The sequence below is a fragment of the Curtobacterium sp. JUb34 genome (genome assembly GCF_003755065.1).
Lineage (GTDB): Bacteria > Actinomycetota > Actinomycetes > Actinomycetales > Microbacteriaceae > Curtobacterium.
The window spans coordinates 19,904-41,522 of sequence record NZ_RJVH01000003.1 but is presented as its reverse complement, the minus strand read 5'-3'; the positions used below and the strand labels follow the sequence as shown (position 1 = coordinate 41,522).

Below are 21,619 nucleotides of genomic sequence, written 5' to 3'. Positions count from 1 at the left end.
TCGCGCGCCGCCGGCTCAGCTCGTGGACACCGCCCGGCGGTGGATGGGACCGGCACCGTCGACGAGCGCGCCGCCGTCGGCACCGGTCCGGACCGCGATCACCTCGGCCATGATCGCGACCGCCATCTCGGCCGGCGTCGTCGCACCGATGTCGAGCCCGATCGGGGACCGCAGCCGGTCGGTGTCCGGTGTCCCGAGCGCGCGCAGCTCCGCCATCCGGCGTGCGTTCGTCGTGCGGGAGCCCATCGCCCCGACGTACCCGGCACCACGTCGGAGCGCCGAGTCGACCACGGCGGCGTCGAACCGGTCGTCGTGCGAGAGCACCACGACGGCGGTGGTCGCGTCCACCGGCAACGCCTCGACCACACGCGTCGGCCAGCCCACGATGCGTTCGTCGGCGGCCGGGAAGCGCTCGTCGGTCAGGAACACCGGCCGCGGGTCGACGACCGTCACGGCGTAGCCGAGCACCGCGGCCGCGTTCGTGAGGGCCACGGCGAACTCGACCGCGCCCACCACGATGCACCGCGGCCGGACGTCGGCGCGCTCCACGAAGAGCCGGCCGCCGCAGCCGTCGGGGACGTGCACGACCGCGCCGAGCGTCGACGGGTCGAGCGAGAGGCCGAGCGACGTCGGCACCCCGGACGCCGCGCACCGGAGCGCGTCCACGACGTCGGCGTCGTCGGGACGGACGCGACGGACCAGGACCTCGACGCGACCGCCGCAGCGGAGCGCCGGTGCCCACATCGCGTCGACGTCGTCCGGGTCGTCGTCGAACCCGAAGCGTTCGAGGACCGCCTCGCCCGTCTCGAGGACCTGTTCCGCCGTGTCGAACAGCGCCCCCTCGACGCACCCGCCGGAGATGGTGCCGACGACCTGACCGCCGGGCAGGACGGCCATCGACGAGCCGACGCCGGTCGGCGCGCTGCCAGTCATCGCGACGGCCGTCGCGACGACCACGGGGTCCCCCGCGTCGAGGGCGGCCAGGAGGCGCGGCGCCAGTTCGAACATCACGCACCCCCGGCGTCGGTCGCGTCCTGGAGCATCGCCCACACCCGGTCGCGCGTCATCGGCAACCGGTGGGGGCGCACGCCGACGGCGTCGCGCACCGCGTTCGCGACGGCGGGCGCGACCGGGTTGTACGGCGCCTCGCTCATCGACTTCGCGCCGAGGGGGCCGAGCGGGTCGTGCGTGTCGGCGAAGCGCACCTCGGTGCGGGGCACGTCGGAGATCTTCGGCACCCGGTACGCCCGGAACGCGTCGGTCGTCACCCGACCGGTCTCGTCCAGCACGACCTCCTCGTACAGCGCCGAGCCGATCGCCTGCGCGGCGCCGCCCTCCACCTGGCCGCGGAGCTGCTCCGGGTTCAGGACGGTGCCGGCGTCCACCGCCTGCACGCTGTGCAGCACGCGGACCTCGCCCGTCGGCCGGTGCACCGCCACCCGGGCGCCGTGCACGGTGAACGCGAGCGACCGTGGCGTGCCGTCGTGGCTGCCGTGCGCGACGAGCGGGCCGCCGGCGAGCAACTCGGCGTGCCCGACGAGCTCCTCGCCGACGCGGACGCCGTCCGGCCCGACCGAGACCGCCGGCCCGAGCGGCCCCGACGCGGTCCGGGGTGTCCGGGCGGCGACGATCCCGAGGGCGCGCCCGGTCATGTCCTCCCGGAGCGCCTGTGCCGCGGCGTACAGCGCCTTGCCGGCGACGACGACCCCCGCGGACCCGAACGCCCCTGTGTCGTGCCGCGCCGCGTCGGTGTCCGACTGGTGCACGTCGACCCGGTCCGTGGTGGTGCCGAGGGCGGTGGCGACGAGCTGCGTGTGCACCGTCGTGGTCCCGTTGCCGAACTCGGCCGTGCCGACGCCGATGCGGTACCGGCCCTCAGTGGTGGCCTCGACCGACACGTGCGCGTGGTGCCCGCGCGGCGGCATCGTGGCGATCGCCGCGAGGGCGACCCCGGTGCCGAACGCCCAGTCCCCGGAGTCGTCCAGCGGCGGCCCGTCCATGCGTGGGACCTCGGGTACCGGCGCGCGGAGGGCGTCCTCCACCAGGTCGATGCACTGGTCGAGTCCGTAGCTGCCCTCCCAGCGCAGGTCGTCCTGCTCGTCCGGGTCCGTGACCACGAGGGGGTCTCCGGGGACCACGACGTTCCGCCGCCGCAGGTCGAGCGGGTCGATGCCGAGCTCCCGGGCGAGCTCGTCCATGGCGGACTCGATCGCGAACACGACCTGGCCGAGCCCGTACCCGCGGAACGCCCCGGACGGCAGGTTGTTCGTGTACACGGACTCCGCGTCCACGCGCTTCGACGGGCACCGGTAGACGGCGACGGACTCGCTGACGGAGTGGAACATGACCCCGATCCCGTGGTTGCCGTACGCGCCGGTGTCCATGGTCTGGTCGACGTGCAGTGCCGTCAGGTGTCCCGCGGCGTCGGCACCGAGCCGGACCCGCACGCGCATCGGGTGCCGGGTCGGGGCGATCGTGAACTCGTCACGCCGGCTGAACTCGTACTGCACCGCGCGACCGGTCCGCAGCACCGCGAGGGTGACCAGGTCCTCGGTCAGCAACTCCTGCTTCCCGCCGAACCCACCGCCGACGCGCTTCGCGACCACGCGGACACGGCTCGGGTCGAGGCCGAACACGTGCGCGATCTCGTCCCGCACCAGGAACGGGACCTGGGTCGCGGTCCGGAGCACGAGCCGCCCGTCCCGGTCGACGGACCCGCGGGTCGCGTGGGTCTCGAGCGCGGCGTGCGAGACGCGGCCCGTCGTCCAGGTGCCCTCGACGGTGGCCGCGGCCGTCGCCAGGGCCCCGTCGACGTCGCCCGTCTCGCCGTGCAGGGCGGCGACCACGTTGCGGCCCGGCTCGGCGATCCGATGCTCCTCCGTCGTCTTGTCGGCGTGCAGGAGCGGAGCGCCGACGGCACGGGCCGCGTCCGGGTCGTGCACGCTCGGCAGCACCTCGTAGCGCACCCGCACGAGGGCGCAGGCCTGCTCGGCGACCCGGACGCTGTCGGCGACGACGGCGGCCACGCGCTGCCCACGGAAACGGAGCACCCGGTCGAGCACCCGGGTGTCGTCCGGGTCGTCCAGGCGGGACTCGTGCCGACCCGTGGAGAACAGCACGCCGGGGTCGTCGTGGTGGGTGAGGACGGCGTGCACGCCCGGCAGGGCTTCGGCCTCCGCCGTGTCGATCGACACGATGCGGGCGTGCGGGTGCGGGCTGCCGAGGACCGCGAGGTGCAGCAGCCCCTCCGTCCGCCGCACGTCGAGCGTGTACTCCTCGCGTCCGGTCACGATCGCCATCGCGGCCGGGGCGGCGACCGACGTGCCGATCGCCTGACCGGCCGCCGCGCAGGCCGTGTTCGCGACCCCGTCCAGGGCGTCCTCGATCGCCCGGTACCCGGTGCACCGGCAGAGGTTGCCCTTCAACGCGCGGTGCCGGTCGGCCAGGGCGTCCTCGTCGAGCGTGGACGCCGTGACGACGTACCCGGCGGTGCAGAAGCCGCACTGGAAGCCCGGGGCCTCGGCGAACGCGCGCTGCACGGGGTGCGGGTCCTCCGGCGTGCCGAGCCCGGCCGCCGTGGTGACGGCACGACCCGCCATCCGGTGCGCCGGCGTGATGCAGGAGTGGACCGGCACACCGTCGACGAGCACCGAGCACGCACCGCAGTCGCCCGCGTCGCAGCCCTTCTTCACGGACGTCACCCCGTGCTCGCGGAGCAGGGTGCGGAGGACCTGACCGGGCTGCGGTTCGGCGTCCACCGTCGCGCCGTCGACCTCGAACCTCATGCCGCACCGCCCGTCGTCCCGAGCGCCTCGGCGACGAGCTCCGCCGCGAACCGCCGGGTCACCGCGCGCCGCCAGTCGGGGGAACCGTGCGGGTCGTCGTACCAGGCGTCGTGGGCCGCCAGCCGCGCATCGACCTCCGCGGCGGTCGGGACCCCTGGATGACGGAGCAGGAGCGGCCGCGGGGTCGCCCCGGTCACGACGAGGACGAATCCCGACGCCGACCACCGCGCCGTGACCAGCGCGCCGGTCCGGCCGTGCGGGCTGAGGGACACCCGGCGGAACCCGGTGCGTGCCACGAGGGCCGCTCGTGGCACGTCGAACGCCCGGATGACCTCACCCGGCGCGAGGTCGGTCGTCCGCGGCCCGGTGACCAGGTCCGCCACCGGGACCCGGCGCTCCCCGCCGTCCGGCGTCCAGACCTCCGCGATCGCGTCGAGCGTCACGAGCAGCGCGGTGATCGCCCCCGCCGGCAGGGCGACCGCGACGTTGCCGCCGACCGTCGCCTGGTTCCACACCTTGAACGACGCCAGCAACGCGTTGGCGCACCGGTCGACGAGCGGCCAGGCACGCCAGTCGTCCTCGGGCGCCACACGCAGCAGCGACGCGATCGTGCACGTCGCGGCGATCCGGAGTCCTCCGGCGCTGCGCTCGGTGTCGCGCCACCCCAGTGCCGTGAGGTCGACGAGCCCGGTCAGACCCGGCTGCTCCTCCGAGTACAGCCAGGTGCCGCCGGCGAGGGGATGCTCACCGGGACCGAAGGAGAGGTCGTCGCGGTGCGACGGTGTCCGCACGGTGCGGACGGAGACGAGGTCCATTGCAGGGTCCGATCGGGATGGGGGAACGGGTGTCGGTGGCGCCGTCGGACCGTCGTCCGTGCGCGATCATCCCGCGGTTCCACGCCGAGGACCGCCGGGGTGCGGATGTGTGCGCCACGGGGCCCTCCTCGATCGGGTGCGTCGTGGCCGCAACGCTATGGAACGGGTGTTTCCGTGTGGTTACGGGCGTTCGACGGCTGCGTCACGACCGGGCCGTGGCCGCTGGCGGAGGTCGTGACGTGTTCGACCCACCGCCGAAACACGCGGATGTCATCGTCGCCTCCATGGAGATCACCGACGTCCAGCCAGTCCCCACCACCACGACCGTCCGCCTCGGTGCGAACCAGTACGGCAAGGCCGAGGTCCGGCTCGTCCGGGTGACGCGCGACACCGACCGGCACGAGATCGAGGACCTCACCGTCACGACGCAGTTGCGCGGCGCGGCGCTCGCCGACTCGTACACCGAGGGCGACAACGCGAAGGTCGTCGCGACGGACACGCAGAAGAACACGGTCTACGCCTTCGCGAAGGAGCACGGGGTGGGGACGCCGGAGGAGTTCCTGCTGCGACTCGGCCGGCACTTCAGCACCGCCTTCGACTGGTACGACGGCTCCACCCTGTCCGCCGAGCAGCACACGTGGGAGCGGATCGTCGTCGACGGCCGGGAGCACGACCACTCGTTCGTCCGGGCCGGTCGCGGAACCCGCACGGCCGTGGTGCAGGTCGACGGCGACGACGTGCACGTGCTCGCCGGGGTCACCGACCTGACGGTCCTGAAGTCGACCGGCAGCGAGTTCCACGGGTTCCCGCGTGACGGCTACACGACGCTCGCTGAGACCGACGACCGGATCCTCGCGACCTCGGTGACGGCCCGCTGGCGGTACACGCCCGAGGCGGTGGCGGCGGGCATCGACTACGACGCCGTGTACGCCGGTGTCCTCGACCGCATGCTCGCGACGTTCGCCGAGCTGCACTCCCTGGCGCTCCAGCAGACCCTGTTCGCGATGGGCCGCTCGGCGATCGAGGCGTTCCCGGAGATCGCCGAGGTGCGGTTCTCGATGCCGAACAAACACCACTTCCTGGTCGACCTCGCACCGTTCGGCCTGGACAACCCCGGCGAGGTGTTCTTCGCCGCCGACCGGCCCTACGGCCTGATCTCCGGCACCGTCGTGCGCGACGGCGTCGCCGAGGCCCCTGCCGCGTGGACGTCGGTGCCGGCGTTCGTGTGACCGACGTGGTGGGCGTGCTGCTCGCCGCCGGTGCGGGGACGCGGATGGGGCGGCCGAAGGCGCTGGTCGCCGAGCCGGACGGCACCCCGTGGCTGCACCTCGGCGTCGACGCGCTCCTGCTCGGCGGCTGCGACCGGGTCGTCGTCGTCCTCGGTGCCGCCGCCGACCGGGCGCGGGCCCTCGTGCCCGCAGTGGACGGGGTCACCGTCGTCGTCGCGGACGACTGGGCAGCGGGGCCGGGCGCGTCGCTCGCCGTCGGGCTCGCGGCCGTCACCGGGCCGGCGACGGCCTGCGTCTCCCTGGTCGACCTGCCCGGCCTCCCCGCGACGGCCGTCCGGCGGGTGATCGGCGACGGCGACCACCCGACGGCGCTCCGCCGCGCGGTCCACCACGGCGTACCGGGACACCCGGTGGTCGTCGGCTCGGAGCACCGCCCCGCGCTGGTCGCCGCGCTGTCCCGCGACCCCGCGCACGGTGCCGGCCCGTGGCTGGCGTCGTCGGGCGCGGGACCCGTCGAGTGCGGCGACCTGTGGGACGGTCACGACCAGGACCACCCCGCCGTCCTGCACTGACCCCACAGCGTCAGCGCGGGATCACCGAGAACAGGAACCGCTTCCGCACCATGTACCAGGCCAACAGGATCAGCAGGGTGTGGGTCGCGAAGCCGATCCAGCCGTTGCCCCAGTCGACACCCGGGATCGACGCGATCGCCAGCGCGAAGAAGACCTGCCACACGAACACGTAGAGGCTCGCCTGCCCGATCGGGATCCAGAGCCACCCGATCGCCGCTGAGATCGGCTTCCAGAACACCGTCAGGATCGCGTACGACACGATCGCGAAGAACGCGATGTCGACCAGTCGGCCCCACTGCAGGTCCACCCGCTGGTACGCCGTGTTGTACAGGTCCTCGTACATCGACGCCGGGAACGGGACCGGTGTGAACCCGGCGTGGTTCGCCGCCCAGACGTACACCAGGAACGCCGCGTAGCCGCCGACGCCGATGCCGACCAGGACCTTGCCGAGCCGCCCGGTGAGCGCGCCGATGATCTGCCGTCGGTAGTACCCGAGCACGAGTCCGTGGGTGAACACGACCTGCCAGGTGAGCAGCGGGAAGACCGCCTCGAACTGCGAGTTCAGCGGGCGGAAGTCCGGGTTGAGCGCCTGGAACACGTACAACGCCCAGCTCACGACGAGCACCACCCACCAGAAGCCGCGGCGGATCAGCCAGAGCAGCGGCGGGATGAACAGGCTCAGCACCACGAACAGGCCCATGATGTTGAACGGCCAGGGGCCCATCTCGAGCAGCAGGAACTGCCGGATGGCGTACCACGGCGGCGGGTAGCCGAGCAGCTGCATGGCGTTCGGGTACAGGTCGTAGACCCGGCCCTCGGCGCCGACGCCGCCGGTGCCGGTGCCCCGGTCGGTGAACGTCGTGATCGCGTCGGTGTTCAGGAACGGGACGAAGCTCAGTGCGAAGACCACCGCGATCACCACGAGCGTGACGAGGTACTGCTTGCGCGCACGCTTCCACGCCCCGATCGCGGCCGCCCACTCGCCGAACTTCTTGATGGCGAACGGGTAGGTCATGCCGAGGACCATGCCGGACAGGAACACGAACATCTCGGCACCGGTGATCGCACCCACCGCGTGCAGGGTGAGGTACGAGTACGGTCCGCCGATCTCGATGTGTGTGATCACCACCGCCAGGATGATGAACCCGCGGAACAGGTCGAGCCGCAGGTCGCGCCCGGGCTTGCCGTCGTCGGGGTACCGCCACCCCGGCAGCAACCGTCCGAACAGGCCGCTCAGCAGGAACACCACCGCCAGGCCCACGGCGAGCCAGACGATCCACGCCATCTGGTCGCCGCCGGTGTCGTACTGCTGGTCGGTCGCGGCGTTGCCCTGCTGCGTGGTGACGCGGTCGGTGACCGGCCCGAACGCGAAGTGGTCACTGCGCTCGAGGTCAGTGCGGAACGAACCGGCGATGCCGGGCACGGCCGTGTCGCGCCAGTCGGCGACACGGTTGCCGGCCTCGGGCTCGCGACGGTTCGTCTCGACGAAGGTCACGCCCCGGATCAACGGGCGGTCCTGGACCGACGCGATCACCTGCCGCCACCAGCCCTGCTTGACCAGCAGCTCCGCGTCGCCCCGGCGGGTGTGGTCGTACAGCGCACCGGTGTCGAGCAGCATCGACCGGTCGCCGTCGACCGCGAACCGGTCGTAGAAGCTGTCGGCCTGCTGCTGCTCGTAGCCCCAGGTCTCGTCGAACCGGGACTCGACCTCACCGGGCTCCGGCACGTCGTTGCGGGTGAGGGGCACGTCGCGGCCGGCTGCTGCCGTCGACTTCCCCTTGCCGAAGGAGTACATCGACAGCCCGACCCAGTCGACCGACGCGTCGCCCGGCCAGTACGGCTCGTAGGGGTCGTCGGCCGCGGTCAGCGCGCCGTCACCGTCGGTGTCGAGCTTCGCGACGTCGGTCGCGGACAGGTCGTCCAGGCGCCCGGCGGACTCGCCGAACGGGTACCCGGCACCGTACGACGGCGACCAGACCATGAGCGCGTCGGAGTCGCCGCCGTGCACCGCGGTCGCGAGTGTCCGGAACGCCTGCACGAACTGCGTCGGCTGCTGCCCCCAGCGCACCCACGTGCCGTTCATCTGGGGCGCGAACCGGACGAGCACCTGGGTGTCGTACTGGTCGTGGACCTCCTGGAGCACGGTGTTGACGGCCCGGGCGTCGGCGACGTCGAGCGAGCGGAGCGACTGCCCCGGCTCGAGGCTGACGACGAGGACCGCGCCCTGCGTCGCCGCGGCACGCGTCGCGCGGAGGAGCTCCCGCCGGGCCGAGCGGTCGAGCGGGTAGTCGATCTCCACCCCGTACATGGACGGCGTCGCACCGAGTCGTCCCTCGTACCCCGCCGGGGAGTCGTCGCCCCAGTCGAGGTCCGGACCGAACCAGGCCGTCCCGCTCGCCGGCGCCGTCGCCGCGGCCGTGTGCACCGTCACCGCGGACGCCGGCAGTGCACCGCAGAGCAGGAGCGTCGCGATCGTGACGAGGACGGCGACCACCCGGGCCGCCAGCAGCCTCACCGTTCGCACACCAGGGTCCAGACGTTGTGCCCGTGCTCGTGTCGGTGCTCGAGCCGGTCGAGGGCGGCGATCGCGAGTGCCAGGCCGCGTCCGCTCTCCTGTTCGACGTCGGCCATCGTCACGGCGCTCAGGTCGATGTCCACCGGCAGCCCGTTGTCGGTGAGCTCCGCGGTCAGGGCGCGATCCGTCGACTCGAGCCGCACGGTGTACCGCCGACCGGTCGCCTGGTCGGCGCGTGTGGTGTGCTCGACGATGTTGGCGGCGACCTCGGCCAGGGCGGTCTCCAGGGCGAACCGGAGCCGGGCGTCGTCGATGCCGAGACCGTCCCACCATGCGGCGAACCGGTCCTGGACCTCGTCGAGCGACACGGGCGTCGCGGCGACGTCGAAGGTGGTCTCGGCGCTCACAGTGGTCCTCCGGCGGTGCTCGACTCGTGCTCTGACTGGGCTGCCGTGCCCGGGCCTCGGTAGAGCACGGCACGGATCACGATGCTGAAGATGAACAGGTCGAAGACGACCCACGCGGTGTTGACCAGCGGCGCGATGCCCGACGCCTGCCCGGTCAGGTACCGGATGCCGATCATGACGAGTGCGGCGACCAGGGCACCCATCGCGAAGAGCTGCGGCTTGACGAGGTCCCACCGCGGCTTCTGCTCGGTCTCGTCGCGCACCTTCGGTGTCACCCGGAACCCGAGCGGCTTGCCGCGGAACACGTTCTCGAACGCACTCGTCACCGCCTCGATCCACACCGGGAACAGCGCGAGCGAGTACTGCTGCCCACGCCAGGTCGGTCTGCCCGCGGCGACCACCCAGAACAACAGCTGGTTCAGCACGAGGAACGGGATCAGCCGGGCGAAGAAGTCGACGCTGTACGCCTGCACCGGCACGACGCCGAACGACAGGCACAGCACCGGCGCCGCGATGTAGACGATCGCCGCGAACCCGGACAGGTAGCTCCACATCGTGGAGAAGTACATCAGGCGCTGCCCCCAGGACAGTCCCTTCTGCACCAGTGGGTTCTCGCGGAAGAACACCTGCATGGTGCCCTGCGCCCAGCGGAGCCGCTGCACGAGCATGGTCGGCAGGTCCTCGGGTGCCAGGCCCTTCGCCAGGATCTCGTCGTGGTACGCCGACTTCCAGCCGAGCCCGTGCAGCCGCATGGCGGTGGCCATGTCCTCGGTCACCGAGATCGTGGCCAGCGGCATGATCGGCTGCGCCTCGTCGTCACGGTTGACGTCGAGTGCCCGGGCGAGGACGGCGATCGACTCGATGGCGGCCACGGGCGATGCGTCGCGGCGGCCGAGCACGTCGAGCGCAGCGTCGTCGAGACCGGCGAAGGTGTTCGCGTCGGTCGACATCGCCGCGAGTTCCTGCAGGTCGTTCCGCACCGACTCGAGGTCGGCGGCGGCGAACCGGAAGGCGATCGCGTCGATCCCGCGCTGGAACGCGTAGGTGACGTCGCCGAGCGGTTCGCCGGCCCGGACCTGGTCGCGGGCACGGTCGACGACGGCCTCGGCCTCGTCCAGGGCTCCGAGCACCCGCGGGTCCGTCTCGGTCTCGCGGGCGCGGGCCAGCAGCTTCCGTGCCGTCGTGATCGTGCGCTGCACCGACGCCTCGACCTCGACCACGTAGCGGGAGATGCCGAGCTGCATCAGGGCCTCGCGCCGCAGGATCGCGTTCGACCCGCAGAAGAACGCGGCGTTCCAGCCGTCCTTCGACTGCTGGATCGGGCCGTAGAACAGCGGCGCCTGGCTGCCGAGCAGGTCCTGTTCGGGGACGTTCTCGAACCACTGCGGCGTCTGCACGAGTGCCATCCGCGGGTCCTTGAAGTAGCCGAGCGTGCGGTCGAGGATCTCCGGCTCCGGCACCTGGTCGGCGTCGAGGATCAGCAGGAACTCGCCCTGGGTCGCGAGCAGGGCGTTGTTGAGGTTGCCGGCCTTGGCGTGCCGGGGCCGGTCGATCCAGTCGGCACCACGGGTGACGACGCCGATGCCGAGCGACTCGGCGGCCGCGCGCATCTCGGGGCGGTTGCCGTCGTCGAGGATCCAGGTCGCGTGCGGGTGCGTGATCGCCTTCGCCGCCCGGGCCGTGCGCACGACCATCTCGACGGGCTCGTTGTACGTGGTGATGAAGACGTCGACGGTGACGTCCGATGACGGCTTCGTCGGGGGTTCCCCGCGCTCGCGCAGCCGCCAGGCTCCGAAGGCGAACAGGAGCGAGTCGATGACGCTGTAGGTCTCGGCGAGGATGAGCGGCACGGCGATCCACCAGGAGTGCCAGTTCACCGAGGCGGCCCAGCGCCAGACGACGTAGTTCACCCCGGCGATCGAGGCCAGGAGCGCGACGGTGCGCACCGTGACGAGCCGTCGGCGGGCCGTGCCGGTGCTGAGCCGGCGGCGGTCCTGCCGGCTGACATCGAGCGCCGTCACCGGGTCGCTCCGGCTGCGGGGTCGCCGACCGTGCTGCGTCGCAAGGGTGCCTCCTGATCCGCGGACCCCGGCCGCAGCGCGCCCGGGTGTGGTCTCGTCCGGACGCAGACCCAGGGGTCGTCGTGCCGGCCGTCCGCTCCGGTCGTCGGGCACGACCTCGGCGTAGGGACCTGTCTACCGCAGCGACCGCCCCTCTGTCAGGCCCGGACTGCGAGTCGTGGACAACGGCCGGGGTCCACCCACCGTGCAGGTCAGAACGCGGCGGCGAACCCCAGGTCGTCGGCGAGGCGCGCGATCACCTGGTCGAAGTACGCGGCGCCGTCGGAGACGGAGCCCACGAAGTGGCCGAAGAGCTCGAACGAGATCGTGCCGAACACCGTCGACCACGCCATCAGGGTGCGGACGAGGACCTCGTCGGGCAGCGTGACGCCGAACGATCGCAGGGTGGCCGGGGCGTCCGCGACTGCGGGGCCGGCCGCCCCGGGAGCCGCCGTGGGCGCGGTGGGTGATCCGGGCCTCCCGTCCGCTCCCGGAGACGACGGGACGGGACCGTCGGACGCGACCGCATCGGCGACCACCCGTACCAGCGCGAGCGTCGTCCGCGCGGCGGGCGCGACCGTCTCGCGGGGCGCGGCGTAGCCCGGTACGGGCGACCCGAACAGCAGCGCGAAGTCCCCCGGGTGTGCGACGGACCACGCCCGGATCGCACGGCACGCGGCGACCCAGCGGGCGCCCGGCAACGGCCCGGCCGCGGCGTCGGCGGCCTCGACCGCTGCGCCGAGTTCGTCGTAGTCGACGATGAGCAGCGCCGTCAGCAGGTCGTCGCGGCTCGGGAAGTAGCGGTACACCGCTGACGAGACCATGCCGACGTCGCGGGCGACGGCGCGCAGGCTGAGCGCCGCCGGGCCCTCGTCGGTGAGGCGGGTGCGCGCGGCGGCGAGGATGTCCGCCCGGACCGTCTGCCGGGCGAGCTCGCGTGCTGTCGGTGCCATCCGGTCACCCTGCCACACGAGAGCACTGCACACAAACGAGAGCAGTGCTCTTGCTCTTTCGTGCTCCAGCGCGCATCCTGGTGGCGAGAGCACCGCTCTCGCTGACCGAACGGAAGCAGGGACCATGTCGCACAACCACCTCGTCATCGGCGCCGGCCCGGTGGGCCGCCACGTCGCCGCGCTGCTCGCCGAACGCGGCGAGCGCGTCACGGTCGTCACCCGCTCGGGTCGCGACACCGGCCTGTCGGGAGTCGGGCACGTCGCACTCGACGCCTCCGACGACGAGGCGCTCACCCGGGCGGCCGACGGCGCCGCCGTGCTCTACAACTGCGCGAACCCCGGCGACTACACGCAGTGGGAACGCACCTGGCCGCCGCTCGCCGCGTCGATGCTCAGCGCTGCCGAACGCACCGGCGCCGTGTACGCGATCACCGGCAACCTGTACCCGTACGGTCCGGTCGCCGGGCCGATGCGACCCGACACCCCGGACGCCGCCACCGACCACAAGGGGATCCTCCGCGCCCGGCTGTGGGCGGACGCCCTGGCGGCGCACCGCGCAGGACGTGTCCGCGCCGTCGAGGTCCGGGCCTCGGACTACGTCGGGCCGGGCATCGGGGCGAACGGGCACGTCACGCGGGTGCTGCCGGCCGCATTGCAGGGGAAGGCCGTGACGATGATCGGCAGGACCGACCTGCCGCACACCTTCACCGACGTGCTCGACGTCGCCAGGACCCTGGTGGCGGCAGCTTCGGACGAGCGCGCGCACGGCCGCACGTGGATGGTGCCGAGCAACGCTCCTCGTACCCAGCGGCAGGCGCTGACCGAGGTGCTGGCCGCCGCCGGCAGACCGCCCGTGCCCGTCCGACGGGTGCCCGCCGCCGCGATCCGTGCCCTCGGGCTCGTGTCGCCGATGATGCGGGAGCTCGCCGACATGACCTACCAGTGGACGGCGCCGTACGTGGTCGACGACGCCGAGAGCCGCACGTGGTTCGGCATCGAGCCGACCCCGTGGGACGAGGTGTGCCGCCGGACCGTTGCCGGGGTGTCGTGAGGGGTGGCGGGTTGTGGGGGTGGCGGCGGTGGGCGGTCTCGCTGGTGCCGGCTGCCGGGCGCCGAGTGCCGGGTGCCGGGTGCCGGGTGCCGGGTGCCGCTGAGGTTCCACAACACGCCGCCGGTGTGCCGCCGAGGTTCCACGGACCGGCCGAGGGAGCGCCGACACTCCAAGATTTCGGAACCTCGGGCCCGCCCGGCCCCGCACCCCGCACCCGCGACACAGGACGGGGTGGGACGCGCCGTTGCGTCCCACCCCGTCCTGCCTCGGTCTGCCGGTCAGATCACCAGCAGCCGCGAGTACTGCGCCGACGACAGCTGCTGGGCAGCCCCGCCGGAGGCCGGCACGCGCCAGAGCCCGGCCGAAGCTCCGCTGTCGACGTTGACGAAGACGTCGCCGTCGTCGGAGGCGGCGCCCGTGTTCGGCCCGCGCGACCCCGCCGTGATGCCGGAGACCGCCACGGTGGATTCCCCACCGGTGCCGACCACGAGCTTGTCCGGGATCGTGCGGTCGACCTTGCAGCCGGTCGGGCTGGTCGGGTACTCGGCGGGGGCGCTGCACCACTCGGCGGACTGCAGCAGCGAGAACCCGTCGGCGTTGGTGGCCGCGTACTCGAACGCCAGCCGGGGCTCGATCCGCGTCAGGGCCGTAGCGCCCGGCTTCAGCTGGTACCAGGCCCACGAACCGGCGGCACCGGGAGAACGGATGTCGACGTACACGTTGCCGTGCGAGTCGGCGAGGACCGCTGCGGGGTACCCGACGCCGGAGCTGCCGGGGAGGGTGATCGCCCGTGCGGTCATGCCGGTGCCCACGACGATCGGGGAGAACTGCGAACCGCCGACGGCGACGACCTTGCCGTCGGGAGTGACGGTCCAGAACCGCTGGCCGCTGCCCGTGGCAGTCAGGTCGAGCACGGTCGTCGCGGTGGAACTGCCGACGGGGAGCTTCTGCACCGCACCCGTCGCCGAGTCGATCCAGTACAGGTTGCCGGCGACGTCGGAGCGCAGGTCGGGGGTCAGGTGCAGCCCGGTCGCCAGCGTCCGCGTGGCACTGCCGTCGGCGGGGTGGAACAGGATCGAGGTCAGGTCCGCCGAGGGGGTGAACACGTCACCGACGTCGTCCGCGGCGAAGCCCGTCCCGTTCGCGGCGACGACCTTCCCGGTGCCGGAACCGTCCTCGGCGAACCGGACGACGTTGCCGGACGCGTCGAGGGCGAACAGCGACTGCGTCGTGTCGACCACGGACGGCGTGGTGTAGCGGACCAGGATGGTGCGGCCGGTCTTCTTCGCGCCGATCGCGCGCACCGAGAAGCGGTAGGTCGTCTTCGGCGTCAGGTCGCCGAAGCGGTCGGACCTCGCCTTCGCCGGCAGCCGGTCGACACCCTGGTCGGGCTGGTGCTGCGCGGGGGAAATCGTGACCTTCCAGCCGGTGACCTTCGCGCCGGACTTCGGGGGACCCCAGGTCACGGTCGCGCTGTCGCCGGCTCCGGTGACCCGGACGGCGGTCGGCGCGCCCGGCGCCGAGGACGAGGGGGCAGCCGTCGCCGGCGCCACTCCCCCGATGACGAGCGCCGCCGCTGCGGCGACGGTGATGAGTGCTCGGTACACGTTCGTTCCCCTGCCTTCCCCGCGGCTCCCTGCGTCACGGCTGCAGGTATCACAGCACCGCCAGGGCACCAGGGGAACCGATCCGGGCGTGATGTGCGGTTCCCCGCACCGCAAGATGCCGCACCGGCGTCTGGCGGGCCCGGGACCCGCGCCGACGACGGACGGGAGGCACGGTGCCAGCCGGCACCGTGCCTCCCGTCAGGATGGGGTCGCGTCCAGGACGCGGCTCGCGTCAGTAGCGCGGCTTGCGCTCCGGACGGTCGTCGCGGTCGCCACGCGGGGCGCGGTCGCGGTCCTCGTAACGACGGGCACCACCGCCACCACCACGGCGGTCGGGCTTGATCTCGATGAGCTTGCCGCTGATCCGGGTGTCGGTCAGACGGTCGAGCACGCCACCGTCCATGTCGGCCGGCAGCTCGACGATGGAGAAGTCCGGCTGGATGCGGATCGCGCCGAAGTCGTCGCGGCGCAGGCCGCCCTCGTTCGCGAGCGCGCCGACGATCTGACGCGGCTCGACGCGGTGCCGACGACCGACCTCGATGCGGTAGGCCGTCATGGGCTGCGAACGACGGGGGCCGCGGTCGCGGTCACCGCCACGGTCGCTGCGCGGGGCACGATCGTCGCGTCCGCCGCGGTCGTCGCGCTCGCCACGGCGGGCGTCGCGGTCCATCTGCGTGCGGAGGGCGTCGTCGGCTGCGGTCAGGAGCAGCGGCGAGTCGCCCTGCGCCACGACGGCGAGGGCGGCGGCGACGTCGTCCGAGGGGACGTCGTGGTGCTCGACGTAGTGGGCGATGACGTCGCGGAAGGCGGCGATGCGGCCCTGGTCCTCGAGCGCCGCGGTGATCGCGTCGTCGAAGCGGGTCAGACGCGTCTCGTTGACGTCGTCGATGGTCGGCAGCTGCATCTGCGTGAGCGGCTGCTTCGTGTGGCGCTCGATCGCGGAGAGCAGGCGACGCTCGCGGGGGGTGACGAAGCTGATCGAGTCACCCGAGCGACCGGCGCGACCGGTGCGGCCGATGCGGTGCACGTAGGACTCGATGTCGACCGGGATGTCGTAGTTCACGACGTGGGTGATGCGGTCGACGTCGAGGCCACGGGCGGCGACGTCGGTGGCGACCAGGATGTCGAGCTTGCCGGACTTCAGCTGGTTGACGGTCCGCTCGCGCTGGGCCTGGGCGACGTCACCGCTGATGGCGGCGGCGGCGTACCCACGGGCGCGGAGCTTCTCGGCCAGGGTCTCGGTCTCGCTCTTGGTGCGGACGAAGATGATCATGCCCTCGAAGTCCTCGACCTCGAGGATGCGGGTGAGCGCGTCGACCTTCTGCGGGTAGGAGACCATCAGGTAGCGCTGCGTGATGTTCGCGGCGGTCTTCGTCTTGGTCTTGACGGTGATCTCGGCCGGGTCCGTCAGGTACTGCTGCGAGATGCGGCGGATCTGCGCGGGCATCGTCGCCGAGAAGAGCGCGACCTGCTTGTCGTCGGGGGTGTCGGCGAGGATCGTCTCGACGTCCTCGGCGAAGCCCATCTTGAGCATCTCGTCGGCCTCGTCGAGCACGAGGTACTTCAGTTCGGACAGGTCGAGCGTGCCCTTCGCCAGGTGGTCCATGATGCGACCGGGGGTGCCGACGATGACGTCGACGCCACGGCGCAGGGCGGAGAGCTGCACGCCGTACGCCTGGCCGCCGTAGACGGGCAGGACGTGGACGTTCTTCATGTGGGACGCGAACTGCTCGAACGCCTCGCACACCTGCAGGGCGAGCTCACGCGTCGGCGACAGCACGAGCGCCTGGGGCTTCTTGCTGCCCGAGTCCATGCGGGACAGGATCGGCAGCGCGAAGGCCGCGGTCTTGCCGGTACCGGTCTGCGCCAGGCCGACGACGTCGCGCCCGGCGAGGAGCGTGGGGATGGTGGCTTCCTGGATGGCGGAAGGGGTCTCGTACCCGATGTCCTTGACGGCCTTGAGCACAGCGTCGCTCAGGCCGAGATCGGCGAAGGTCACCACGGGCCCCTCGTCGGTGGTCTCGGTGGTGGTGGCGGTGTCCGTGCTCATACACCAACGGTATCTCGAATGCACGCACCGCAGTGACCGGAGGGCAGGCGGACGGGAGGCACGGGGCGGGCCCGACCCGTGCCTCCCGTCCCGTCGCGGTCACGTCACGGGCGTGTGGTGCCGATCCCGAGGACCGCGTCGGCGCGGTCGTTCAGCCGCGTGAGCATCTCGGCGAGCGAGCGCAGCTCGTCCGAGGCGAACTCCTCGGTCAGGTCGTCGAAGACCTCGGCGCCGGCCGCGTCGAGCTGGTCGAGCAGTCGCTTGCCCGCGGGTGCGAGGGACACGAGTGTGGCGCGGCCGTCGGCGGGGTCCGGCGATCCGACCAGGTGCTCGGCGTCGATCAGCGACGCGACCCGGCGACTGATCACCGGGCGGGACAGGCCCGTCGCGTCCGCGATGGCGGTTGCCCGGACGGGTCCGTGACCGGCGACGGCCCGCAGGATCACGCGCGCCGTCGGGTCGAGTCCCCCGCTGGACTCGATGAGCGAGGAGCGCAGGGTCTGTCGGACCCACAGCCGGTCGAGCTGGGATCGCAGGAGTCGCTCGGCAGCGTGCCGGTCGTCGGACATGCGCTCAGCGTAGCGGCCACATTTAGTTGCTTGTCGGAAGCAACAGATGTATCGTTGCGCGGTCTGCAAAGTTACACAGCACGAAAAAGGAGTTCGATGACCGCCACCGCACCCGTCCAGGTGCAGCACGGTCGGCACAGCGCCGAGGCCCCAGCAGCCTCCGGCGGTACCGGCCAGCAGCCCCTGATGACCCACCGACAGATCCTCCTCGTGATCTACGGCCTGATGGCTGGCATGTTCCTGTCGTCCCTCGGCCAGACGGTGTTCGGCACGGCGATCCGCACCATCGGCGACGACCTGCACGGCCTCGACCAGCAGGCCTGGGTCACGACGGCCTACCTCATCACCTCGACGATCGCGACGCCGATCTACGGCAAGCTCTCCGACATCTTCGGCCGCCGTCCGCTCTACATCTTCGGCATCGTCGTGTTCATCCTCGGCGCCGTCCTGTCGTCGATGTCCACCTCGATGCTCATGCTCGCGGCCTTCCGTGCCGTGCAGGGCATCGGAGCCGGTGCGCTGATGTCGCTGCCGCTGGCGATCATGGGCGACATCCTCGCCCCGCGCGAACGTGCCAAGTACCAGGGCTACTTCCTCGCCGTGTTCGGCATCTCGTCCGTCATCGGCCCGCTCATCGGCGGCCTGCTCGCCGGCTCCTCCGAGATCCTGTGGATCACCGGGTGGCGCTGGGTCCTGCTGATCAACGTGCCGATCGGCGTCGCGGCGCTCCTCATGGTCATCGTCTTCCTGCACCTGCCGAAGGTGCACAGTGCCGACGACGCGAAGCCCAAGGTCGACTGGTGGGGCGCGACCGCCGTCATCGTCACCCTCGTGCCGCTCCTGCTCGTCGCCGAACAGGGCCGCATCTGGGGCTGGGGCTCCCCCGCCGCCATCGCCTGCTACGTCGTCGGTGTCGTCGGCCTGATCGGGCTGCTGCTCATCGAGTCGAAGATGGGCGACGCGGCGATCATCCCGCTCAAGCTGTTCCGCTCGGGCACGTTCTCGATGGCGACCGTCATCGGGTTCCTGGTCGGCTTCGCGATGTTCGGCGCGATGCTCACCATCCCGCTGTACCTGCAGATCGTCGTCGGGCTCACCCCGACCGAATCCGGCTTCGCCACCCTGCCGCTCGTCGGTGGTCTGATGATCGCCTCGATCACCTCGGGTCAGATCGTCGCCCGCGTCGGCCGCTACCGGATCTTCCCGGTCATCGGCACCGCGCTCGTGTCCGCCGGCTACGTCGTCCTGACCTTCATGTCGATCGACAAGCCGCTCTGGTTCCTGATGATCGGCATGTTCCTCATCGGCCTCGGCCTCGGCTCGGTCATGCAGTCGCTCACCCTGGCGTCGCAGGGCTCGGTGGAAGCCCGTGACATGGGCGTCGCCACGTCGTCCGCCACGTTCTTCCGCCAGATCGGTGGAACGCTCGGCACCGCCGTGCTGCTGTCCATCCTGTTCTCGGTGATGCCGGCGAACATCCTGACCGCGACCGCGAACGAGAAGGACCTCGGTCCGGCGCTCGACGCCGCGCTCAACCCGACCGTCGCCAGCGCGAAGGCGAACCAGGGCGCCATGGACAAGATCTGGACGCCCGTCGTCACCCCGCTGACGAAGACCGTGCAGTCGCAGCTCGACGCTGCCTCCGCGAAGGCGACGCAGGCCGCCGACGCCGCGGTCACCGAGCAGGTCACGGCAGCCGTGCAGCAGCAGGTCGCCGCCGGTGCGGTCCCCGCCGCCTCGGCCCAGTCCGTCATCGACCAGCAGGTCGCCGCGGAGACGCCGGCGGCCGAGCGGTCCGCGCTCGAGCAGGTCGCCGACCAGGCACACGCCAGCGTGCAGGACGGCACCGTGTCCGTCGACTGGTCGAACGCCTCGCAGCGCTCCTACTGGGTCGACGAGCTCACCCCGGAGCTCGCGAAGAAGATCGACGACGGCAACACCACGAGCGACAGCGCCACCAGCACGAACGACACCTCGTTCCTGACCGGTGCCGACAGCCGCCTGACCCGGCCGTTCATGGCGGGCTTCAACGCCTCGTCCGTGACGATCTACTGGGTCGGCCTCGGTGTGATCCTGCTCGCGTTCGTGCTCACCTGGTTCTTCCGGGTGCCGCCGCTGCGCCAGCGTTCCGCCCTGCAGGAGCGCGCCGACCTGTCCGCCGAGGCGCAGCTCGAGGCCGAGGCCGGTGCTGCCGCGGCCGACGCCGGCTCGTTCACCGGTCCGATGACCGGCTCCGTGCCGACCGGCTCGGTGCCCACCGGCTCGGGCTCGACCGGAACCACGCCGACGACCCGTCGGTGACCGACCGGGGCGTCCGTCCGTGCCCCCTTTCCGGGCGGGCGCCCCTCCCACCACCCAGACCACACCAGGAGTCCCCGTGATCACCACCCCGGCAGCGGCAACGGCAACGGAGCCGTGCACGCTGCGTGAACGGAAGAAGCAGCAGACCCGCCAGGCGTTGCACGACGCAGCGCTCACCCTGGTGTCGGCGCACGGACTCGACGGCGTCACGGTCGAGCAGATCTGCGCCGACGCCGACGTCTCCCCGCGCACGTTCTTCAACTACTTCTCGTCGAAGGCGCACGCCGCACTCGGTCTCGACTCGGTCGAGGTCCCGGAGCACTCCGCGGTGTGGTTCGCCGAGGCTCAGGGCGGCCTGGTCGACGACCTGTGCTCCCTGGTCGCTGCAACCGTTCCGCTCTCCCAGGACCGCCGGCGGATGAAGGAGCTGCTCGTGCTCCGGCCCGAGATGTCGTCGATGGTGATGCAGTGGATGGCCGAGTCACGCCAGTCGCTGCTCAGCGTCGTCGGCACCCGCACCGACGAGCAGACCGCACGCACGGCCGTGACGCTCGTGATGTCGGCGCTCAGCGAGGCTGCCCACCGCGACTCCGTGCGGAGCAACGACGAGCTCGCCGTGCGACTCCGGGCCGTGGTGCGCGAGATGGCGGCGCTGGCCGCCTGACGCTCCCGCGCCGGGCCGTTCCGCGTACTCGGTCGTTTCGGGCGTACCTGGCCAGAACTTCTGACCAGGTACGCCCGATTCCGCTTTCCACCGCACGCGTTCTGGGAAAGAACGCCGCGCCGCGGGACCGCCGGCTCAGGAGTGGGCGAGCGGATCGAGCTGCTCGGGGGTGACGTCGGCGGCCGCGGTGGAGCGACTGAGCGCCTCGGATTCCTCGTCGCGCGCGAGCAGCTCTCGACCCGCCGCGGTGCCGTGCTGGAACGCATCCGGCCCGACCAACAACCGGAGCGGCGGCTGGTCCATCTCGACGACCCGCAGCACGAGCTCCGCGACGAGGTCCGGGTCGCTGGCACCGATGGCTGTCCCCCCGTGCAGGCGGGCCGACGCGCCGACGGTCGACCGGTACTCGGGCCGGACCGGGGCCACCTGCATCGACGAACCGGCCCAGTCCGTCCGCATCCCGCCGGGCTCGAGGACGGTCACGCGGACGCCGAGGGGTTCGACCTCCTTCGCGAGCACGGACGAGAAGCCACCCACCGCCCACTTCGCCGTCTGGTAGGCGCCGAGGCCCGGCGTGGCCATGCGACCACCGACCGAGGAGACCTGCACGATGTGCCCGGAGCCCTGCGTGCGCATCACCGGCAGGGCGGCTTGCGTCAGGGCCACGACGCCGAACAGGTTCGTCTCGACCTGCGCACGGAAGTCTGCCGGCTCGACGTCCTCGATGCTCGCGAGGTTGGCGTACCCGGCGTTGTTCACGAGGACGTCGAGTCGCCCGAAGCGATCGACGGCGGTACGGACGGCCGCACGTGCTGCGGCCGGATCCGTGACGTCCAAGGGGACGCTGACGAGGGTCCCGCCCTCTGGGACGACCAGGTCGTCGAGTGCACGTGGGTCACGGACGCCGGCGACGACGTCGTGGCCGGCGTCGAGCGCGGCGCGGACGATGGATCGACCGAGGCCGCGGGAGGCGCCGGTGACGAGGAAGACGGACACGATGGTTCCTAACTGACTGGTTGGTTGATAGAAGTCATGGAACGC

At 72.0% G+C, this 21,619-nt stretch carries 16 protein-coding genes; 5 read left to right on the top strand and 11 right to left on the bottom strand.

Annotated elements, in window-relative coordinates; all coding sequences use genetic code 11:
* Positions 1-15: 15 nt before the first annotated feature.
* Genes EDF63_RS11405 through EDF63_RS11395 form a run of 3 tightly spaced genes read right to left on the bottom strand, consistent with a single transcriptional unit; the run spans position 16 to position 4,600 of the window.
* Entirely contained in the window at positions 16-1,008 is a 993-nt protein-coding gene (locus tag EDF63_RS11405; RefSeq protein WP_123313193.1) for an XdhC family protein, read from the bottom strand.
* On the bottom strand, positions 1,008-3,785 hold the full coding sequence (locus EDF63_RS11400) for a molybdopterin cofactor-binding domain-containing protein (RefSeq protein WP_123313192.1): 2,778 nt from the start codon (positions 3,783-3,785) through the stop codon (positions 1,008-1,010). The genes EDF63_RS11405 and EDF63_RS11400 overlap by 1 nt, the downstream gene beginning before the upstream one ends.
* Positions 3,782-4,600, bottom strand: coding sequence for a xanthine dehydrogenase family protein subunit M (locus EDF63_RS11395; RefSeq protein ID WP_123313191.1), 819 nt, complete (start codon positions 4,598-4,600; stop codon positions 3,782-3,784). The genes EDF63_RS11400 and EDF63_RS11395 overlap by 4 nt, the downstream gene beginning before the upstream one ends.
* Positions 4,601-4,884: 284 nt before the next feature.
* Between EDF63_RS11395 and pucL the strand changes: the two genes are divergently transcribed.
* Positions 4,885-5,829, top strand: a complete 945-nt coding sequence (gene pucL, locus EDF63_RS11390; RefSeq protein WP_111084926.1) for a factor-independent urate hydroxylase — start codon at positions 4,885-4,887, stop codon at positions 5,827-5,829.
* Positions 5,826-6,401: an NTP transferase domain-containing protein gene (locus EDF63_RS11385; RefSeq protein ID WP_260233076.1), complete on the top strand. Its 576-nt coding sequence runs from the start codon at positions 5,826-5,828 to the stop codon at positions 6,399-6,401. The genes pucL and EDF63_RS11385 overlap by 4 nt, the downstream gene beginning before the upstream one ends.
* A gap of 10 nt (positions 6,402-6,411) precedes the next feature.
* Here the strand turns inward: EDF63_RS11385 and opgC are convergent, their stop codons facing one another.
* The 4 genes from opgC to EDF63_RS11365 form a co-directional block, all read right to left on the bottom strand.
* Positions 6,412-8,916, bottom strand: coding sequence for an OpgC domain-containing protein (gene opgC, locus EDF63_RS11380; protein ID WP_123313190.1), 2,505 nt, complete (start codon positions 8,914-8,916; stop codon positions 6,412-6,414).
* Positions 8,913-9,323 carry an ATP-binding protein gene (locus EDF63_RS11375; RefSeq protein WP_185021401.1) on the bottom strand — a complete coding sequence of 137 codons (411 nt, stop codon included), beginning with the start codon at positions 9,321-9,323 and terminating at the stop codon, positions 8,913-8,915. The genes opgC and EDF63_RS11375 overlap by 4 nt, the downstream gene beginning before the upstream one ends.
* Complete coding sequence (locus EDF63_RS11370; RefSeq protein WP_123313600.1) at positions 9,320-11,269, bottom strand: glycosyltransferase; 1,950 nt, start codon at positions 11,267-11,269, stop codon at positions 9,320-9,322. The genes EDF63_RS11375 and EDF63_RS11370 overlap by 4 nt, the downstream gene beginning before the upstream one ends.
* 326 nt (positions 11,270-11,595) lie before the next feature.
* The gene (locus EDF63_RS11365; RefSeq protein ID WP_123313188.1) at positions 11,596-12,336 is read right to left on the bottom strand and encodes a TetR/AcrR family transcriptional regulator; all 741 of its coding nucleotides are present in this window, start codon (positions 12,334-12,336) and stop codon (positions 11,596-11,598) included.
* A 124-nt stretch (positions 12,337-12,460) separates the two neighbouring features.
* Here EDF63_RS11365 and EDF63_RS11360 point away from each other — a divergent pair, with 124 nt between their 5' ends.
* Positions 12,461-13,387, top strand: coding sequence for an NAD-dependent epimerase/dehydratase family protein (locus tag EDF63_RS11360; protein WP_123313187.1), 927 nt, complete (start codon positions 12,461-12,463; stop codon positions 13,385-13,387).
* Positions 13,388-13,665: 278 nt separating this feature from the next.
* Here the strand turns inward: EDF63_RS11360 and EDF63_RS11355 are convergent, their stop codons facing one another.
* From EDF63_RS11355 to EDF63_RS11345, 3 genes are all read right to left on the bottom strand, one after another.
* Entirely contained in the window at positions 13,666-14,994 is a 1,329-nt protein-coding gene (locus EDF63_RS11355; protein WP_148061769.1) for a fibronectin type III domain-containing protein, read from the bottom strand.
* A 232-nt stretch (positions 14,995-15,226) separates the two neighbouring features.
* On the bottom strand, positions 15,227-17,044 hold the full coding sequence (locus EDF63_RS11350; RefSeq protein WP_123313185.1) for a DEAD/DEAH box helicase: 1,818 nt from the start codon (positions 17,042-17,044) through the stop codon (positions 15,227-15,229).
* Between the two features lie 104 nt (positions 17,045-17,148).
* Positions 17,149-17,613: a MarR family winged helix-turn-helix transcriptional regulator gene (locus EDF63_RS11345; protein WP_123313184.1), complete on the bottom strand. Its 465-nt coding sequence runs from the start codon at positions 17,611-17,613 to the stop codon at positions 17,149-17,151.
* A gap of 96 nt (positions 17,614-17,709) precedes the next feature.
* On the opposite strand from EDF63_RS11345, the gene EDF63_RS11340 reads away from it, so the two are divergent.
* Positions 17,710-19,914: an MDR family MFS transporter gene (locus EDF63_RS11340; RefSeq protein WP_123313183.1), complete on the top strand. Its 2,205-nt coding sequence runs from the start codon at positions 17,710-17,712 to the stop codon at positions 19,912-19,914.
* A 76-nt stretch (positions 19,915-19,990) separates the two neighbouring features.
* Positions 19,991-20,578, top strand: a complete 588-nt coding sequence (locus EDF63_RS11335; protein WP_123313182.1) for a TetR/AcrR family transcriptional regulator — start codon at positions 19,991-19,993, stop codon at positions 20,576-20,578.
* 135 nt (positions 20,579-20,713) lie between these two features.
* On the opposite strand, the gene EDF63_RS11330 is transcribed toward EDF63_RS11335, so the two are convergent.
* On the bottom strand, positions 20,714-21,574 hold the full coding sequence (locus tag EDF63_RS11330) for an SDR family NAD(P)-dependent oxidoreductase (RefSeq protein WP_221180559.1): 861 nt from the start codon (positions 21,572-21,574) through the stop codon (positions 20,714-20,716).
* Between the last annotated feature and the right edge of the window lie 45 nt (positions 21,575-21,619).

Bases quoted from the DNA above. Each gene is read 5' to 3' on its own strand.
- EDF63_RS11365 (WP_123313188.1), bottom strand. From the start codon at position 12,336: ATGGCACCGACAGCACGCGAGCTCGCCCGGCAGACGGTCCGGGCGGAC.
- EDF63_RS11400 (WP_123313192.1), bottom strand. From the start codon at position 3,785: ATGAGGTTCGAGGTCGACGGCGCGACGGTGGACGCCGAACCGCAGCCC.
- pucL (WP_111084926.1), top strand. From the start codon at position 4,885: ATGGAGATCACCGACGTCCAGCCAGTCCCCACCACCACGACCGTCCGC.
- EDF63_RS11350 (WP_123313185.1), bottom strand. From the start codon at position 17,044: ATGAGCACGGACACCGCCACCACCACCGAGACCACCGACGAGGGGCCC.
- EDF63_RS11360 (WP_123313187.1), top strand. From the start codon at position 12,461: ATGTCGCACAACCACCTCGTCATCGGCGCCGGCCCGGTGGGCCGCCAC.
- EDF63_RS11395 (WP_123313191.1), bottom strand. From the start codon at position 4,600: ATGGACCTCGTCTCCGTCCGCACCGTGCGGACACCGTCGCACCGCGAC.
- EDF63_RS11405 (WP_123313193.1), bottom strand. From the start codon at position 1,008: ATGTTCGAACTGGCGCCGCGCCTCCTGGCCGCCCTCGACGCGGGGGAC.
- EDF63_RS11340 (WP_123313183.1), top strand. From the start codon at position 17,710: ATGACCGCCACCGCACCCGTCCAGGTGCAGCACGGTCGGCACAGCGCC.
- EDF63_RS11345 (WP_123313184.1), bottom strand. From the start codon at position 17,613: ATGTCCGACGACCGGCACGCTGCCGAGCGACTCCTGCGATCCCAGCTC.